Below are 18295 nucleotides of genomic sequence, written 5' to 3' on the forward strand. Positions count from 1 at the left end.
TGCACCTGTCGTTCGAGTACATCCCTCCTCGATCGGACCAACATGCTTCCCACCTCCTTTCGCCGCCGCGCCGCCCTCGTCGGAGCGATCACCCTCTGCGTCGCGCTTTTCACCGTGACCGTCGTCGGGATCATCGGCCTCACAATGCCGGCGCAGGAGCAGGACCCTGATCCTGTCAACGTCCGGGCCCAGTCGCAGGAAGCACCGTCGGCCCCCGGTGTGCTCACTCCTCATCGCGTACGACTCTCCTCTGACCCGGAAGCGTCAGCCCGTGCGGTCGCGATGGCCGTTCTGACGTGGGACACCCGAGGTCCCACCGATCCGCTGGACTGGGCACAGCCACTCGTCGACCTCGCCGACGCCGAAGACGCGGCAGCTGTCGCCGCGGACGTGCGCGGATATCTGCCGACGGCCGAACAGTGGGACAGCCTCCAGATGTATGGGACGCGCCAGTGGCTCACGATCGACGCGGTTGCCGTGCCTGACGCCTGGACCACCGCCCTCGAGCAGGCAGCGCCGGGCCAGCTCCCACCCGGTGCGGTTGCCGTGACGGTCACCGGCACGCGCCACCGCGACGGCATCTGGGAGACCGAGCACGTCACCTCCGCGCGGCCCGTGGCCTTCACCGTCTTCCTTGCGTGTCCCCCCGCCGAGCGGTGCCGTCTGCTCCGGCTGTCCCGCGTCGACGCACCCTTGAGATGAGGCGCCGTGCGCAAGCTTCTCGCGTTGCTCGTGATGCTGCTGTTTACCCTGCCGATCGCCGGTACGGCCTCTGTCGCACTGCTGGTGAACCCCGCGTTGGCCTCGTGTGCGACGACATCGCTTGTCGTCGGGCCGATCCCTGATTCACTGACCGCGACCGCTCGCGATGGCTCCGCAGTCACTCTGGGCCGCCAGCAGTTGACGCATGCTGCGACAGTCATCTCGATCGGTGCGGCCACGCGTGAGGTCGGCCGAGCCGGAATCGTGATCGCACTCACGGCTGCTCTTACCGAGTCGAATCTGCGGATGCTGGCGAACTCGACCGCGTACCCGGAATCGACCGAGTACCCGAACGACGGTGATGGCGGCGACCACGATTCGCTCGGGATGTTCCAGATGCGACCCACCAGCGGTTGGGGCACTGTCGCCGAACTGATGAATCCGGATTACCAGGCGCGCGCGTTCTACGGCGGCTCCGACAGCCCGAACAGCGGGAGCCCGCGCGGCCTGCTCGACATCCCCGGCTGGCGATCGCTCACGCCCGGACAGGCCGCGCAGGCCGTCGAGGTGAGCGCGTTTCCCGACCGGTACGACAACGTTCAACCCGTGGCCGAAGCGATCCTCGGAGCGCTCACGAAGACAGCAGGGAGCGCACAGCTGCCGTCCGAGGGAGCGCCGGCCGAGGCATCCCGAATCGTCGTTCCAATGGTCGACGGCACGTACACGTGGGTGTCGTCGTTCGGGTGGAGGACGGACCCGTTCACCGGGCGGCCCCGCTTCCACGCGGGGTCCGATCTCGCCGCCGCTGACGGCACGCCGATACTCGCCGCGGCCGACGGCGTGGTCACCTTCGCCGGAGCCAGTGGCGGGTTCGGCAACCTCATCGTGGTCCGCCATAGGGTCGACGGCGAGCGCGTGGATACGTACTACGCGCACATGTGGTCGAGCGGGGTGCACGTCGTCGTCGGCGAGACTGTTGCGGCGGGTCAGCACATCGGTGACGTCGGCTCGTCGGGGCGATCGGAGGGTCCGCACCTCCACTTCGAGGTCCACATCGGCATCGAGTCGCGGGTCGTGGATCCGCTCGAATGGCTCACCGAGCACGGGGCCACGGGTGTCGACGGTGCGACCGTTGCGCCGGCATCCTGCTCGCCGGAAGGCTCTCGATGACCGCCGTGGTGTACCCCGACTTCGGAGCCGTGGCGAGCGCGGCCCAGTTGCGCGAGGTTGTCGGCGCGCTTCTCATGACCTCCCTCGTCGTCGCGGTGCTCGTCGTTGTCGCGTGCGCGGCGACGTGGGCGATCGCGTCAGGAACCGGGAACGTCCGGGTGGCGACCCGTGCACGGGTCGGTGTGCTTGTCGCGTGCGGTGTGGCGCTGCTCGCCGGTGCGGGAAGCGCGATCGTGAACTTCCTCCTGCAGGTCGGCGCGACGATCTGACCCGCCCATTTGGCGGGCGCTGCGCACCTCCTCGTTGACACCGGCCCACGAGTGAAGGAGTTGCGCCGTGATCGACATCACCCCGAACGGAACCGGTCTGCCGGGCATCGAGCAGCTGCGCGTCATCGTCGGCGCGGTCATGACCGTCGGCCTGATCCTGAGCGTCCTCGCGCTCATCATCGCCGCGATCGTCTGGGGCTTCGGCGCCAACTCGTCGAACCCGCATCTGGCCTCGCGCGGCAAGCTCGGCGTGCTCGTCGCCTGCGGGGCCGCCATCATCTGCGGTGCGGCGGTGACACTCGTCAACTTCTTCTGGAGCGTCGGGCAAACGGTCTGACGCCTCGTCGGGATTCAGGTCATGAGCGTCTGCGACATCCCCGTCATCGCGCCCGTCTGCACCGCTGTGGGCGAGAACGCGGCATCCCTCATCGCCGCCCCATTCGACTGGCTCGCTTCCGCCATGGGTGCGACCGCCGGATGGCTGTTCACAGCCGTATGGGCAGTCTTCGACACGACGACACTCGTCGACCTCAGCGCTCCAGGCTACGTCGGGGTCTACAACGTGCTGTTCGGGATCGCGATCTTCGTCACCCTGGTGCTCTTCTGCCTGCAACTCATCACTGCGCTGGTGCGTCGAGACCCCTCCGCTCTCGGTCGCGCAGGGACGGGGCTCGCGAAGTCGGTCCTGGGGTCGTTCGTCATTCTGACCGTGACCGGACTGCTGATCGAGATCACCGACCAGCTCACGATCGGCATCGTGCAGGCGACCGGCAACACGATGGAGAGCATCGGCGATCGCATCGCGCTACTGGTCGCCGGCCTCGCAACCATCAACATCGCCGCCCCGGGGGTGGGCGCGATCCTGACGATCTTCCTCGCGGGCCTCGCGATCAGCTCAGCCGCGATCGTGTGGTTCTCACTGCTGATCCGCAAGGCACTTCTGCTGGTCGCGATCGTCTTCGGGCCGATCGCCCTCGCCGGGATGACCTGGGATGCCACCAAGGGGTGGTTCGGCAAGTGGGCCGCGTTCGTCCTCGCGCTGATCCTCTCGAAGCTCGTGCTGGTGGTGATCTTCCTCGTCGCGATCGCGCAGGTCGCCGCCCCGATCGACTCGGATCTCGCATCGGTCGGTGACCCCGTCGCCGGCATCGTGCTGATGTTCGTCGCCGCGTTCGCGCCTTACATCACCTACAAGTTCCTCAGCTTCGTCGGCTTCGACATGTACCACGCGATGTCGAGCGAGCAGGAAGCGAAGTCGGCGCTGAACCGGCCGGCGCCCGTGCCCGCGAGTGTCATCGCCGGAGGTGCACGTCAGGTACTCGGAACCTCGAACGGTCCTGGCTCCGGCGCATCGGGCGCACCCGGCGCGACCTCGAGCGGTGCCGTCGCGAGTCCTGCGGGTGCGTCCGGCGCAACCGCCGGAGTACCGGCATCCAGCGCCTCTGCGGGCGCTGCTGGGCTCGGTGCCGTGACCGGAATCGGCGCCGGTGTCGTCGCGGGAGCCGCGGTCGTTCACGGCATCGCCACCGCAGCGCCAAAGGCAGGCGCCGCTGTCGGCCGAGCGGCAGAAGCACACGGTGCAGAGTCCACCGCCTCGGAACCGGCTCGATCAGCTAGCGGGACCTCGAACGCGCGACCCGCGCCCACACCTCCCCCACCGGTTCTTCCGACCAAGGACACCCCGCGATGACCACACGAACAGTCCCCGCCGAGTACGCACTCGCCCCCGCTCGGTTTTCGCGCCTCTCACGACGCGGCATCCTTCTCGGTCTATCACTCCCCCAGCTCATCGCGGTCGCCATCGCTCTCATCACCGTCGTCGTTGCGCTGTACACGGTCGGGGGAACGGCGGTCGCATGGACAGCCCCGCTGTGGGGATCAGCGGTGGCGACCGCATTCGTTCGGCTCAACGGTCGGACAGTCGTCGAGTGGATGCCGATCGTGCTGCGCTGGGCTCGTCGGGCGAGCACCGGGCAACTCGAGTATCGGAAGCGCATCGAGCGCCCTCGACCGGTCGGAACGCTCGCGCTCCCGGGCGACGCCGCCTCGGCACGCGAATGGGAGGATGCCGAGACCGGCGCCGCGATGATCCACGACCCGCACGCCCGAACGCTCACCGCGGTGCTCGCCGTGACGCATCCCGCCTTCACCTTGCTCGATCCGGCCGAGCAGCAGCGCCGCGTAAGCGGGTGGGGGCGAGTCCTGGCGGCGACCTGTCGCTCGGGGCGGATCGCCCGCGTGCAGGTATCGGAGCGCACCCTCCCCGATGCTGGCACCGGACTCACTGACTGGTGGGCGCAGCACGCGACCGATGACGGCGGGTGGGCGGCCACCACCTACCGCACCCTCATCGACAGCGCCGGCCCCGCCGGCGCGCGCCACGAGACCACGATCAGCCTCGCGGTCGACCTGGCGGCGAGCGCCCGCCAAGTGCGCACGAACGGCGGAGGCATCCAAGGCGCAGCCGCAGTGCTGCGCCAGGAGATGTCGATGCTCGTGTCTGCGCTACGTGCGGCCGATATCACCGTGGGGCACTGGCTCGGCGCCGCCGAACTCGCGAAGGTGCTTCGCACGGCCTACGACCCAGCTGCCGCCACCCGCCTCGATCGCCACCCCACGGTGGGTCGAACCCTCGCCGATGCCGGGCCGCTCGCGGTCACCGAACGATGGGACTGCCTTCATTCTGACAGCGGCTTCCACACCGTCCTGTGGATCAGCGAGTGGCCGCGATCGCCGGTCTTCCCCGGATTCCTCGCACCTCTCATCCTCTCCGACGGCATCCTCCGCACCGTGTCGCTCCACTACGTCCCAGTCGCCACCGACCGCGCCGCGCGGGATCTGCGACGCAAGAAGACCGAACTCGTCAGCGATGCCCACCAGCGCTCCCGCGTCGGGCAGGTAGAGAACGCAGCATCCACCGCCGAGTACTCCGACATCGTTCAGCAGGAGTCGGAGCTGACGGCAGGACACGGGATGCTGCGCACCGTGGGCCTGATCAGCGTCACCGCCAGCTCGCGAGATGCCCTCGAATCCGCCGTCGCCTCCGTGGAGCAGGCCGCGGTCCAGGCGTCGTGCGAGACGCGTCGGCTCGTCGGACAGCAGGCGCAGTCGTTCACCGCCGCAGCCCTGCCGCTGTGCCGCAGCGTGTAGCGAGCGGCGCACCTCTTTCGTGAACGGAAGGAGTTAGAGATGCCTGAACGCGCAGGTACCGAGACGCCAACAGATGGGACGGAGCAGCGCTGGATCAGCGTCGTCTTCTTGCAAGGGGATGGAGCCGACGAAGTGCTCGACCTGATCGAACGGAACGGGAGCGCCGCGGCGATCACTCACCTGTCGGCCTGGGACTACGGCGACGAGACGACGGATGCTGCGCTCGTGAACGGCTACGTCTATGACGAGGTTCCGTGGACCACGACCGACCGCGTCGAACTCGATAATGCCTCGGCGTACGCGCTGACCTACAACCGTTCGTTCGGATACGTGTCGCTGCTACGGCGGTTCGTCGCGGAGCCGGAGCCCGCGCCGGCCGCGCCCTCTCGCGCGCCCGCCGGGCAGTGGTTCGCGGCATCCTCTCGTCGCGGCGCGCCCGACCGTGGAGCTGTGACACGGTGAGTGATCTCGAACGGACTCTCACAGCAGCCGTGGTCTTTCCCGCCGCGGACAGCGCCCGTGTGCGACGGGAGCGGTTGCGCTCGATCAAGCGTCTGAGCGTCGACGCCCAGCGTGCTCGCTCGCTCGAGCGTCAGGCGGCCTGGGAGCGCGAGCGAGCTGAAGCCAAGGCGGCGACCTATCTGCCGTCGTCCGGCGAGGACGGCCCGGCCGCGCTGCGCACCCCCGGACGGCTACGGCTGCCGAAGCACCAGGACACGTCGGCGACGCTCGCAGGACACTACCCGTTCCTTGCGGAGGGCGGCCTCGGGTCGTCCGGAGTGTTCGTCGGACAGGATCTCTTCTCAGGCGGCTCGTTCGTCTACGACCCCTGGGTGCTGTATCAGCAGGGCGTCATCACCGCACCCAACGTCGTCCTCGCGGGCATCGTCGGGGCAGGCAAATCCGCGCTCGCGAAGGCTCTCTACACACGATCCCTCCCGTTCGGCCGACGCGTGTACGTGCCCGGGGATCCGAAGGGCGAGCACACCGCCGTCGCCGAGGCGGTGGGTGGCCGAGCAATCGCGCTGGGTCACGGACTGCGCAACCGCCTCAACCCGCTCGACGAAGGACACCGGCCCGCCACGGCATCGGATTCCGAGTGGGCTGCGCAGGTGACCGCCCGGCGGCGGGATCTCGTGGGGGCTCTCGCGGAGACGGTGCTCGACCGCCCGCTCTCGCCCCTCGAGCACACCTCGATCGACCTCGCGCTCGCCGAAGTCGTTCGTGAAGCGAGCATCCCGACCCTGCCTATGGTCGTGGACCGCATCCTGGCCCCCGGTGCGGATCTCTCCGCTGCGGGCCATCCCGATGACGGCCGGCTCGTCGGCCACGCCCTCCGCCGCCTCGTTTCTGGCGACCTTGCCGGGCTCTTCGACGGGCGCTCGACAGTCCGGTTCGATCCGAGCCTGCCGATGATGACCCTCGACCTTTCACGCGTCGCCGAGAACTCGACGCTCGTGTCGGTGCTCATGACGTGCTGCTCAGCGTGGATGGAGTCCGCACTCACCGACCCGGCAGGTGGTCAGCGATGGGTGATCTACGACGAGGCGTGGCGCTTGATGGCCCACCCTGCCCTGCTCCGGCGGATGGACGCGCAATGGCGACTCGCGCGCCACTACGGGATCGCGAACATGCTCATCTTCCACAAGCTGTCCGACCTCGACAACGTCGGCGACCAGGGCTCCGCCATGCGCGCCCTCGCCTCGTCGCTGCTCGCGAACGCCGAGACGCGGATCGTCTACCGCCAAGAGCCCGACCAGCTCGGGGCCACCTCGGCCGCTCTCGGATTGACCTCCACCGAGGAAGCGCTGCTCCCGACGCTCGGACTCGGACAGGGGCTCTGGCGGATCAAAGGGCGCAGCTACGTCGTCCAGCACCAGCTGGCGACTGAGGAGGCGTCGCTGTTCGCGACAGTGGCCCGCATGTCGATCAACACCGAGAAGTTCCGATGAAGATTGACGGTTTCCGCGCGGACCACGGCGGTGGTGCATCACCGAGTGCCTGTGGATCCGAGCGACGGAGGACACAATGACGACATCCATCACCGACGAGCGCTCGGCACGCATCCTCCTAGCCGCAGCATCGGAACCTGGCGACCGCACCACAGGTGCGCTCGTGCGCAGACTGGGTGCGGTCGCGACGCTCGACCTCGTGCAGTCCGAGCAGGTTGTCGTTCACGAGGTCGACAAGGCGGAATTCGAGCTGTGGCGCCGACGCGTCGGACCGCGGATCGAACGAGACGGAGGCGCTCGGATCGTCGAAGCTACAGAGCGAATGAGCCTGCATCTCCTCACACCGGTTGATGAGGAGTGGCCCCGGGAGCTGAACCAGCTCGGCGACCTGGCACCTCTCACGCTCTGGGCGAAGGGCGACGTGAGCCACCTGACGAGACGGGCGTCGTCCCGCGTCGCGATCGTCGGGGCGCGTGCGGCGACGAGCTACGGCGAGCACATCGCGTCGGAGCTGGCCTCGGACCTTGCCGGCGCGGGCCGACTCGTCGTTTCAGGCGGCGCCTATGGCATCGATGGCGCAGCACATCGCGCGGCCACGATGTCGCGCCCGGGAGCGACAATCGCAGTCGTGGCGGCGGGCGTCGACCGCGCATACCCCGCCGGGCACAGCGACCTCTTCACGCGCATCGTCGACGGCGGCGGACTCATCGTGAGCGAGCTCCCTCCCGGTGCGACGCCGACGAGGTGGCGGTTCATGGAGAGGAACCGACTGATTGCTTCGCTCGCCGCGGCGACCGTGGTCGTCGAGGCCGGCTACCGATCAGGAGCGCTCGATATTGCAGCGCGAGCCATCGAACTCGGTCGGCCAGTCGGAGCTGTGCCCGGGCCGGTGACGAGCGCCGCAAGCGCGGGATGCCACCGTCTTCTGAACGAGGGCAGCGCCGAACTTGTGACCAGCGCGGACGACATCGTCGGGATGGTCGACCGGAGCCGACCCTCTTTGACGGGCCTGGCTCACCCGTCGACAGTGACGCGTCCGAACCCGGGGATCGCGCTGTGAGCACGCCCGGACCCCGCGGAGCGCGTCCGATGGGTGACGAACTGACCAACCTCGGGTTGATCGCGCTCGTCGGAGGAGTTTTGCTTCTGCTGATCCTTCGTGGCGCAGCATCCATCGCCGCGTGGGTGACTGGTGCGCGGCCGCCGACCCGTGGAATCGAATCGGGGCTGGCGATCCTGACGAACCCCAGCGAGCCGGGCGTCGCGGTCGGCAGCCCGGGCTTGAACGTCGTGGCGTACTGGGTCTGTGCGAGCCTTCTCTTGGGGACGGCGGCCGCGGTCGGCGTCGGGCTCTGGCTGGCGGTGCGCCGCATCGGCGGCCGAACCGATACCGCGATTGAGAACACACCCGGAATTGCGACGCGCACCGATGTCGCCGCCTTCACGTCGCGCCGCGCGCTGATGCGACGCGCTGGCCACCTGCGCCCGTCGCTCTCTCACCCGAAGGCGGCGGATGCCGGATACCTCCTGGGATACGCACGCTCGACGGCCGTGTGGGCGAGCGTCGAGGACTCCATCCTGGTGATCGGGCCACCCCGATCAGGCAAGGGGCTACACGTTGTCATCAACGCGATCCTCGATGCGCCGGGGGCTGTCGTCACGACCTCCACGCGCCCGGACAACCTCACGGCGACGATGCAGGCTCGATCACGCATCGGACCCGTTGCCGTCTTCGATCCCCAGGAACTCGCCGGCGCGCTTCCTTCGGGGCTTCGATGGTCTCCGATTCGCGGCTGCGACGACCCGCTCACCGCGATGATCCGCGCCGCCGGCCTCGCCTCCGGCACCGGTCTCGGGGCAGGCGGCGTCGACTCCGGCGGGTTCTGGGAGGCCAAGACTCGCACTGCGTTGCAGGCCCTCCTGCACGCGGCGGCGCTCGGCAACCGGAGCCCGAGCGACCTGTTCCGGTGGACGCTCGACCCGGCCGAGGCATCCGACGCCGTGCCGATCCTCGTCAACGACCCTCGCGCAGCAACCGGGTGGGCGGACTCGCTGCGGGCGATGCTCGAGTCCGACCCCCGGACTCGCGACTCGATCTGGCAGGGCGTGTCACTCGCACTCGGAGCACTCGCAGATCCACGGGTGTTGCGCGCGGTCTCGCCCAGCGAGGGTGAGCACTTCGACCCCGAAGCATTCCTCCGCTCGAACGGAACGCTCTACCTCCTCGCCACCGGCGCCGGGGCGAACAACTCCGCAGCGCTCGTCGCGGCTTTCGTCGAAGACCTCATCGAGTGTGCCCGCAGGATGGCCGCCCGCAATCCGGGTGCGCGGCTCGACCCTCCGCTACTACTCGCCCTCGATGAGATCGGCAATCTGGCTCCGCTTCCCTCGCTACCGACGCTGATGGCCGAGGGAGGAGGTACGGGGGTCACGACGATGCCGGTGCTGCAGTCATTGGCTCAAGCGCGTGCGAAGTGGAACGACAACGGCGCCGGCGCAATCTGGGATGCCTCCATCGTGAAGATCATCCTCGGTGGCGCCTCCAACTCGCGTGACCTGCAGGACCTGTCGACGTTGATCGGCGACCGCGATGAGGCGACGGATTCGACCACCGTCGGGGACCACGGCTCAAGATCATCGCAGCGATCGATCCGGCGCGTCGCGATCCTCCCACCTGACACGATCCGACGCCTTCCGTTCGGGACGGGTCTCGTGATGCTGCGCGCGGCGCCGCCGATCGTGACCCGGCTGCGACCGTGGATCTCGCGTGCTGACGCGGCCACGTTGCGGGCAGATCGCGCAGATGTCGAGGCTTCGCTTCGGCCGCGGTCGCCCCGCGACCTCGATCCCGAAGACTGACCATGGAGGGACTGGTGCACCTACTCGTCAGCGCGGGTCGCTCGTGACCCGCTTCCTGAAAGAGGTCCCGTCATGTCGCTCCACACCCAGCAATCCGTCTCCGGATTCATCGCCTCAGATCCGCAGCGGTCGATCACAGAGAACGGCGACACCCGGCTTTACGTTCGCATCGGCCAACCCCACTTCCGCCGCAACGACGACGGCAGCTTCACCGAACTCGACCCCAGCTTCCACGACCTCGTCGCCTACCGCGTAACCGCCGAACGCGCGCTGAGCCAGTTGCAGAAGGGCGACAGCTTCGTCGCCGAGGGCTACATTCGGAGCTTCGCTGTCGAACGCGAGGGACACAGCGTTGAAGCTGAGGAGTTCGTCGCCAAGCGGATCGGTCACGACACGGCGCGGACGAACTATGTCGTCGATCGAACTCGACGCGCGGCACGGGAGCTCGAAGGTCCAACTGCGAATCCGATATCACCGACTGCGCGCAATCGAGCGAACGCTCCGGCGCTCGGTCTGTGACCCGCGATGGATGCTACGACGCGTGAAGGCAACTCGTCACAACGGACTGAGAGCGACTACGCCCCCAGCCCGACAGGTGAGCCGCCCCGTCCGGTCAACTGGAACCTGCTTACGACCGAGGAGGCCGAGGCCGAATGGCTCGAGCTCAATCACTGGGTGAACTGGCTCCGCCGAACCTACGGGCTTCCAGCATCCATTGTCCCCCCGCTCTGGCACCGCCACTGGGAGCTTGTGTGGGAGCTGTCGGCGCTCCACACACACTGGCTCGGCGCGTACGACCCTGACCAACACGCGTCGGCGCCGCTCGGATGGCACCGCGATTTCGCTGACGCGCGGCAACGGTTGCGCGAGTGGGTGTCGATCTCGGGAACTCGCCCAGATCGCGACCGCGCTACTCGGATCACGAACTGGCCAGGAGAGTCACCAACTAGTGAGGCCCCCGAGCGGTGGATCGCGGATCGCGACGCGGATTTTGTCGAGTTTGTTCTGGCCGAGGTCGCGCGACGCTCTGCCGCATCGGCGGGCTGACACCGCGGCAGCGTGTTCACGACACGGTCTCGGTCCGCGGGGTAGCGACTCACAAGTTCATTCGTCCGCGACCTCCACGATCTTCTCCCTGGGGGAGGACGCTGACCAGACTGTGGCCGAGCTCTGCGTTCAGCAGCGACAGCTCCGCGGGCGACTTCCGCTCCGCAGGGTGTCATCCCAGAAACTCGATCGACGCGTCGACCGCTTCCTTGATCGGCATCGCAAGCGGGATGACAATACCGTTCTCGTCGTCGGCGAGCGGCTCCAGGGTCGCCAGTTGCGACGCGAGCATCGATGCGGGCATGAAGTGGCCGGAGCGCTGACCGATGCGCTCTGCAAGCTCCTCATCGTTGCCGTGCGCGTGCACGAAGGCGAGATCGAGCCCGCTGTCTCGGACCAGTGCCTCCCGGTAGACGCGCCGGAGCGCCGAGCAAGCGACCACGACCGGACGACCGGCACTGCGCGCGTCGCGAGCCCGCTCGGCGACGCGGGCGAGCCATGGCCAACGGTCGTCATCGGTGAGCGGCACCCCCGCTGCCATCTGCGCCTTCGCGTCCGCGGAGTGCAGATCGTCGGCTTCGATGAAGACCGCGCCCAGTCGCTCTGCGATGGCTGTGGCGAGCGTGGACTTTCCGGCGCCCGCCACCCCCATCACGATGACTGCGGCCGGCGACGTACGGGCACCGGCCGCGGCATCCATTGCACTCACCAGTCGTGGACGGTGCCGTCGGCGAGGCGGTTGTAGGGCAGGTATGCCTGCTCGTACGGGTACTTCCCCGCTTCGTCGACATTGAGCTCGACACCGAGACCCGGCTTGTCGCCGGGATGCAGCAGCCCGTTGTTCCAGGTGAAGGACTGCTCGAAGACCTGGTCGGTCTTCTGGCCGTGCTTCATGTACTCCTGGATGCCGAAGTTGTGGATCGACAGGCCCAGGTGCATCGCTGCGGCCATGCCGACCGGCGAGATGTCGGTGGGGCCGTGCATGCCCGACTTGATCTGGTACATCGCCGCGTAGTCGAGTGTCTTCTTCAACGGGCTGATGCCACCCATGTGGGTGACCGCTCCGCGGACGTAGTCGATGAGCTGGTCGCGGATGATGTCTTTGAAGTCCCACACGGTGTTGAAGATCTCGCCGATCGCGAGCGGGGTGGTGGTGTGCTGGCGCACCAGGCGCAGCGCCTCCTGGTTCTCGGCCGGGGTGCAGTCCTCCAGCCAGAACAGGTCGTACGGCTCCAGCGACTTGCCGAGCTTGGCTGCCTGGATCGGGGTCATCCGGTGGTGGCCGTCGTGCAGCAGCGGGATCTCAGGCCCGAACTCGTTGCGGACCGCTTCGAACACGGTCGGCAGGTGCCGCATGTACGCGCGGGTGTCCCAGTCCTCCTGCACCGGCTTCGCACCGCGGCGGGCCGGCTCGTGGTCGTAGCGGGCCTCGCCGCCGCCGGTGTCGGACGACTGCGACGCGATGCCGTAGATCGCCTTCAGCCCGGGGACGCCGGTCTGGATGCGGATCGCCTTGTACCCCTGCTCCAGGTGCGACCGCACGCTGTCGAACAGCTCGGGCAGCTCCTTGCCCGACGCGTGACCGTAGGCGAGCAGCCCTGTGCGCGACGCGCCACCGAGGAGCTGGTAAACCGGCATCCCGGCCGCTTTGCCCTTGATGTCCCACAGCGCCATGTCGACCGCAGCCGACGCTGCCATGGTCACGGGGCCGCGACGCCAGTACGCCGACCGGTACAGGAACTGCCAGGTGTCCTCGATCTTGCTTGCGTCCGACCCGATCAGCAGCGGCACCACGTGCTCGGTCAGGTACGCGACAACGGCGAGCTCACGCCCGTTCAGGGTCGCGTCGCCGAGGCCGGTGTGTCCTTCGTCGGTCGTCAGCTTCAACGTGACGAAGTTGCGGTCAGGGCTGGTCACGATGACCTCAGCCTTTTCGATGATCATGAGTTCTCCTTGGAGCGTGGAACGGGGAAGTCGGGTACGGTCACCGAGCGTGAGCGGCAGTCGCATCCTGGGCGAATCGTCGGACAACGTCAACGAAGGCAGGCAGGGACGCGAGCCGGGGCGAGACGAGTCCGATGAGTGCCGAAACGGAGTCGTCGGATGCCGCGGCCGCGGCGACCGCGTCTGCTCTGACGTCGACGGCGCCGGGGTCGTTACTCAGCCAGGTGATCCACGTCGCGAGAGCGCGCGCGCTGGCCGAGGCATCCCGACCCGCTGCGAGCGAGCGCTCGGCGACGGCCGCGAAGCGGAACTCCACCTTGGTGGTCGCCTCGGCGGCGATCTGGGCGAGTCTGTGGACGATGCGAGGGTTCTCGAAGCGCTCAATGAGCTGACGCCGGTACTGCATATGTTCAGTGCCGTCCGGGAGGCAGGCGACGACCTCGTCCCAGAACGACTCGACGAGGGCGCGACACTCGGGGTCGGCGATCGCCTCGGCGACGGTGTCGAGCCCGCGCGGCATGCCCGCGAAGGTGAGGAGACTGTGGGCGCCGTTGAGCAGCCACAGTTTTCGGTTCTCCCACGGTTCGATGTCGTCGACGAACCGTGCGCCGGCACTCTCCCAGTCGGGCCGTCCCGCGGGGAAGTCGCCCGCGAGCACCCAGTCCGAGAACGGCTCGGTGATCACCGTCAGGTCATCGAGCCAGCCGGCGTCCGCGACGACGGCGGGGACCTCGTCGGTATGAGGTGTGATGCGATCGACCGACGTGCTCACGAACGACACGTTCGCGGTGATCCACGCGGCGAGCGCGGGGTCGACCCGCTCGGCGAACGCGGTGAGGCCGCGCGCGACGAAGTCGCCGTTGCCGGGAATGTTGTCGCAGGGGACGACGGCGATCGGCCCGACGGCCGCGTCCCGCCGCGCGTGGAGGGCGGTCAGCAGCCGGCCGAGCACGGTCCTCGCCGCCGACTCTCCCGCCCGCAGTTCGGCGAGGTCTGCTCGCACGTCCCCGTCGTCGAGATCAGGCAGCCCGGCGGTGGTCAGCCGATAGCCGCTCTCGGTCACGGTGAGTGTGATGACGGCGACCTGCGGGTCGCGGGCGAGAGCGGCAAGGCGCTGAACGTCGTGTCCCGCGACGGCCTCGACGACGCTTCCGATCACCTCGAGCTGGTCGCCGTCAGGGCCACGCCCGACCAGCGTGAACAGCCCGTCCTGCCGTTTGAAGGCCTCGGCGCCCGCGACGCTGCGCCCGGTGAATGCCGCGATCCCCCACTGCCCCGCATCGGCGGCATGGGCGGTGTACCAGGCCTGGTGTGCTCGGAAGAAATGGCCCAGTCCGAGATGGATGATCCGCACGGGAGCTGGGGCCGACGCTGCGTCGCCGACGCGCCTTGCGAGCTCGTCGCGGGTGAGCGGTGAAAGGGTCACAGCTTGAACACCTCTCGCGGGATCGCGTCGACGAGATCCCGTGCCACCCGGCGCGCGGTCGGCAGGCTGACGCGCCCCTCGACGACGAGACGCGCCAGGAACGCGGCATCCGATCGTCGTGCCGTGTCGTGTCGTGCGGGAATGGAGAGGAATGCGCGCGTGTCGTCGATGAAGCCGCTCGACCGATAGAAGCCTGCGGTCTCTGTGACAGCCGACCGCCACCGCTGAATCGCGTCGGGCGCGTCGAGGAACCACCACGGAGCGCCGATGAACACGCTCGGATAGAAGCCGGCGAGAGGCGCCACCTCGCGCGAGTACACCGTCTCGTCCACCGCGAACAGGACGAGGTGGAACCCGGGCGCGGTCCCGAAGGCGTTCAGCAGCGGACGGAGATTGTGCGTGTACTCGGTGCGCATCGGGATGTCGTGCCCGGTGTCGGGTCCGAACCGATCGAACGTCTGGCGGTGGTGGTTGCGGAGCACGCCGGGGTGCACCGTCATCACCAGACCGTCCGAGACGCTCATCCGGGCCATCTGGAACAGCATGTGACCACGGAAGAGCCGGGCGCCCGCGGCATCCGCCGTCCCTGCCAACACCGCTCGGAACAGCTCCTCAGCCGTCCCCGGGTCCAGATCCGTGGTGAACGGCTCTGCGACCCCGTGATCCGCCGAGACCGCCCCGTTGTCGACGAAGTAGGCCCTGCGCGCCTGCAGCGCGTCGAGGTACCCCCCGAACGTCGTCGGCTTGCCCGTGGTCGCGAGCAGTCGTCCGACCCGATCAGCGAATCCGGGAGACTCCGGATCCAGGTACGCGTCGGGGCGGAAGGTCGGAAGCACGCGACCGCGAAACGCCGGGTCCGCGGCGAGCAGTGCGTGCGGCGCCAGATCGTCGAGCGGGTCGTCCGTCGTGGCGAGCACGTCGATGCGGAACTCGTCGAACAGAGCACGGGGTCGGAATCGAGGCTCCGCCAACGCGGCGGCGACGCGGTCGTAGATACGATCAGAACTCTCACGCGAGAGCTCCTCCTCCACGCCGAACAGCGTCGTAAGCTCGTCGGTCAGCCAGTATCCGCTGGCTGTCCCGGCGAAGCGGTGCCAGTTGGCCGCGAGGATGCGCCACGCCTCGCGCGGATCGACAGAGCGACCGGGGTCGAGGCCGAGATCGCCGAGCGACACCCCACTCGCATGGAGGAGCCGTGTGACGTAGTGATCGCGGGTGAGGAACAGCTCGGCGGGGTCGCTGAACGGAATGTCGTCCGCCAAGAGACGAGGGTCCACGTGGCCGTGCGGAGAGATGATCGGCGCGCCCGCCACCTCAGCGTGCAGTTCCGCCGCAAGTTCTCGGACACGCACGTCCGAAGGGAAGAGTCGAAAGTCCACGGGACCGGGCTTACTTCGCGATGAGGTTGAGCTGCGCGTTGAGCGCGGCGACCTGCTCGACAGGCACACTGCCTGCCTGCTTGATGAGCTTCTCCAGGCTCATCCGGTCGACGATCGCCTGCATTGCCGGAGGGATCTCGACGCCGCGACCGACTTCGCCTCGGCTTGTCGCGAGTGCTTCGAGCACCGCGCCGATCAGTCGTGCACCCTCCTCCGACTGCTTGATGTCGGCGAGCGTGTCGTTGATCGAGAAGAATCCCTCGGGAGCGGGCAGGGGCGCCTCGTCGAACCAGTTCGCGATGGTGGTGGTGGGCATGATGGATGCCGCGGGCACCTCGTCGACCTTGCGCAGGACGACCGTGTCGGTTTCTTCGCCGGCGCGCGCGGTGATCTCGTGCTCCCCCGTCAGCGGCACGTCGAACCGGAACGCCCGTGCGCCTGAGACCGTGCCGACTTCGGCGCCGTCGACGAGCAGCGTCACCTCAGTCTGGTTGGAGTACACGACCACTTCGCTCACATCTTCGGCGCGCTCAGCGCGGCGGCGTCCCGCCACGTGGACGAACGGCTCGGTCGCCCAGGCCGCCTTGTAGACGTAGAACGCGTCCTTCTTGAGCGAGCGGTCGAACGTGACGAGGCCCTTCTGGTTGCGCCCCGCAACGCCGCCCTCGTCACGGCCGGCCGAACCGAAGTCCGCGAGGTTCCACACGTGCGTGGCCCACAGCCACGGCCGTTCCTCGATCATGCCGACCATGTGCTCGTGATACAGCGCCTGGTAACTCTCGGTGTAGTCGCCCTTGGCGGGATCAGCGGTCTGGTATTGCGTGTTGGCATCGGCCCCGTACTCCGAGAGGCCGATCGCGATGTCGGGGTAGGCGGTGTGGAAGTCGTCGAGCCAGGTGTCGTTGTCGGGGGCTTCGCCGACGTACCAGCCGAAGTAGAGGTTGTACGACATGACGTCGGGCAGCGTGACCAGCGGGTGGTCCGTCTCGAGGAGGAACAGGTTGGCCATGGCTGTCAGACGCGTGGGGTCGAGGCGATGGGCGAGGTCGTTGAGATCGCGGTGCGCAGCCACGACGTCGTCGCCGGCGCCGGCGAGGGTGATCTCGTTCGACAGTCCCCAGCACACGATGCTCGCGTGGTGGCGGTTCTGCACGATCAGCTCGGTGAGTTGGTCGCGCGCGTTGTCGACCGCGCCGGGCAGGAACACGGTGATCTGCGGGATCTCGGCCCACACCACGAGACCCGCCTCATCGCACAGGTCGTAGAAGCGCTGGTCGTGCTGGTAGTGAGCGAGTCTGACCGTGGTCGCACCGATCTCGCGAATCAGTGCGAGGTCGGTCTGCTTCATCTCTTCGGTGATCGCATTGCCGGCGCCCTCGAAGTCCTGGTGGCGCGAGACTCCCCGCAGCGCGTACTCCTCGCCGTTCAGCAGAAACCCGCGTTGCGGGTCGACCGCGAACTCGCGGCATCCGAATCGCAGTTCGACCGCGTCGACGACGACATCACCGTCGACAAGCTCCGCGCGCGCGGTGTAGAGGTGGGGGTCGCGCAGCCCGTGCCAGCGGCGGACCTGCTCGATCGTCAGGTCGGCCCGGGCTGCGCCATCTACAACGGGCACAGAGACGCACGTCTCGCCGTCGATGATGAACCGAACGGATGCCTCGCCGCCGGCGACCCCGGACACGGCCGCGCTCATCGAGACGAGGGCATGCTCGCCTGTGAGCTGCGGCGTGACGGTGAGCCCCGGTCCCCCGTCTGCGTCGAGGGCGAAGTGCGTCGCGCCGACGGTGATCTGCCGGACCTCACGGTAGATGCCGCCGTAGAAGGTGAAGTCGGCCTGCTGCGGGTACACGGTCTCGTTCGCCGCGTTGTCGACCACGACGACGACGGTCGCGGCATCCTGTACGAGATGCTCGGTCACGTTGACACGGAATGTGGAGTACCCGCCGTGGTGACGCGAGAGGAGGTGGCCGTCGACGTACACCTCAGCGCTCGAGTTCGCTCCAGCGAACTCGAGCCAGGTCTCGATCGCGCCGATGTCGGCGGTCACGCGTCGCGCATATGTCGAGCGGCCACGTCGGTATCCGCCACCGGCGGCTCCGTCCGCGAGATTCCACGTGTGCGGAAGGTCGACGGCAGCCCCAGCCGCAGCCACCTCGTCCCAGCTCGCATTCGGCAGAGCCTCGGGGGCGAACGCCCACTCGTCGAGAATCAGCGTCGTCCGACGGGGGGAAGAGAGGGGAGGCTGCGTCATTGTGGTCTCCTTCGGCGCACAGCGCACCGGCGTGTGCCGGGCATGACTCCACGCTAGGAGCAGACGAGGACGAGTGATAGAACTGAAAGCGCAGGAACAGCATTCATCGCGCACGAGTGCCGACGCGATCATGGATCGAGATG

17 protein-coding genes are annotated in these 18295 nt (G+C 68.1%); 12 read left to right on the forward strand and 5 right to left on the reverse strand.

Going from position 1 to position 18295, the window contains the following annotated elements; all coding sequences use genetic code 11:
- Positions 1-42: 42 nt before the first annotated feature.
- The 12 genes from ON062_RS04600 to ON062_RS04655 all read left to right on the forward strand — a co-directional run bounded on the left by ON062_RS04600 (position 43) and on the right by ON062_RS04655 (position 11149).
- Entirely contained in the window at positions 43-702 is a 660-nt protein-coding gene (locus tag ON062_RS04600; protein WP_274645965.1) for a hypothetical protein, read from the forward strand.
- A gap of 6 nt (positions 703-708) precedes the next feature.
- Positions 709-1872 carry a M23 family metallopeptidase gene (locus ON062_RS04605; RefSeq protein WP_274645966.1) on the forward strand — a complete coding sequence of 388 codons (1164 nt, stop codon included), beginning with the start codon at positions 709-711 and terminating at the stop codon, positions 1870-1872.
- Positions 1869-2141: a DUF6112 family protein gene (locus ON062_RS04610; protein ID WP_274645967.1), complete on the forward strand. Its 273-nt coding sequence runs from the start codon at positions 1869-1871 to the stop codon at positions 2139-2141. The genes ON062_RS04605 and ON062_RS04610 overlap by 4 nt, the downstream gene beginning before the upstream one ends.
- A gap of 67 nt (positions 2142-2208) precedes the next feature.
- A complete protein-coding gene (locus ON062_RS04615; RefSeq protein WP_274645968.1) occupies positions 2209-2478 on the forward strand; it encodes a DUF6112 family protein in 270 nt (89 codons plus the stop codon).
- A gap of 21 nt (positions 2479-2499) precedes the next feature.
- Complete coding sequence (locus tag ON062_RS04620; protein WP_274645969.1) at positions 2500-3831, forward strand: conjugal transfer protein TrbL; 1332 nt, start codon at positions 2500-2502, stop codon at positions 3829-3831.
- Positions 3828-5291 (forward strand): SCO6880 family protein, encoded by a 1464-nt coding sequence (locus ON062_RS04625; protein WP_274645970.1) that lies wholly within the window; start codon positions 3828-3830, stop codon positions 5289-5291. The genes ON062_RS04620 and ON062_RS04625 overlap by 4 nt, the downstream gene beginning before the upstream one ends.
- Before the next feature lie 39 nt (positions 5292-5330).
- A complete protein-coding gene (locus ON062_RS04630) occupies positions 5331-5753 on the forward strand; it encodes a hypothetical protein (protein ID WP_274645971.1) in 423 nt (140 codons plus the stop codon).
- Positions 5750-7243 carry an ATP-binding protein gene (locus tag ON062_RS04635; RefSeq protein ID WP_274645972.1) on the forward strand — a complete coding sequence of 498 codons (1494 nt, stop codon included), beginning with the start codon at positions 5750-5752 and terminating at the stop codon, positions 7241-7243. Before ON062_RS04630 ends, ON062_RS04635 begins: the two co-directional genes overlap by 4 nt.
- Before the next feature lie 76 nt (positions 7244-7319).
- Complete coding sequence (gene dprA, locus ON062_RS04640) at positions 7320-8303, forward strand: DNA-processing protein DprA (RefSeq protein WP_274645973.1); 984 nt, start codon at positions 7320-7322, stop codon at positions 8301-8303.
- 29 nt (positions 8304-8332) lie between these two features.
- The gene (locus ON062_RS04645) at positions 8333-10102 is read left to right on the forward strand and encodes a TraM recognition domain-containing protein (protein WP_274645974.1); all 1770 of its coding nucleotides are present in this window, start codon (positions 8333-8335) and stop codon (positions 10100-10102) included.
- Between the two features lie 72 nt (positions 10103-10174).
- Positions 10175-10621: a single-stranded DNA-binding protein gene (locus ON062_RS04650; RefSeq protein WP_274645975.1), complete on the forward strand. Its 447-nt coding sequence runs from the start codon at positions 10175-10177 to the stop codon at positions 10619-10621.
- Positions 10622-10627: 6 nt separating this feature from the next.
- The gene (locus ON062_RS04655) at positions 10628-11149 is read left to right on the forward strand and encodes a hypothetical protein (RefSeq protein ID WP_274645976.1); all 522 of its coding nucleotides are present in this window, start codon (positions 10628-10630) and stop codon (positions 11147-11149) included.
- A gap of 172 nt (positions 11150-11321) precedes the next feature.
- Here ON062_RS04655 and ON062_RS04660 read toward each other — a convergent pair whose 3' ends face one another.
- Genes ON062_RS04660 through ON062_RS04680 form a run of 5 tightly spaced genes read right to left on the reverse strand, consistent with a single transcriptional unit; the run spans position 11322 to position 18152 of the window.
- Positions 11322-11849 (reverse strand): gluconokinase, encoded by a 528-nt coding sequence (locus ON062_RS04660; RefSeq protein ID WP_274645977.1) that lies wholly within the window; start codon positions 11847-11849, stop codon positions 11322-11324.
- Positions 11850-11854: 5 nt separating this feature from the next.
- Entirely contained in the window at positions 11855-13093 is a 1239-nt protein-coding gene (gene manD, locus ON062_RS04665) for a D-mannonate dehydratase ManD (RefSeq protein ID WP_274645978.1), read from the reverse strand.
- 40 nt (positions 13094-13133) lie between these two features.
- Positions 13134-14519, reverse strand: coding sequence for a mannitol dehydrogenase family protein (locus ON062_RS04670; RefSeq protein ID WP_274645979.1), 1386 nt, complete (start codon positions 14517-14519; stop codon positions 13134-13136).
- Positions 14516-15871, reverse strand: coding sequence for a glucuronate isomerase (gene uxaC / locus ON062_RS04675; RefSeq protein ID WP_274645980.1), 1356 nt, complete (start codon positions 15869-15871; stop codon positions 14516-14518). Before uxaC ends, ON062_RS04670 begins: the two co-directional genes overlap by 4 nt.
- Positions 15872-15908: 37 nt before the next feature.
- Positions 15909-18152: a glycoside hydrolase family 2 protein gene (locus tag ON062_RS04680; RefSeq protein WP_274645981.1), complete on the reverse strand. Its 2244-nt coding sequence runs from the start codon at positions 18150-18152 to the stop codon at positions 15909-15911.
- Positions 18153-18295: the final 143 nt, after the last annotated feature.

The organism is Microbacterium sp. C7(2022), from assembly GCF_028823665.1.
GTDB lineage: Bacteria > Actinomycetota > Actinomycetes > Actinomycetales > Microbacteriaceae > Microbacterium.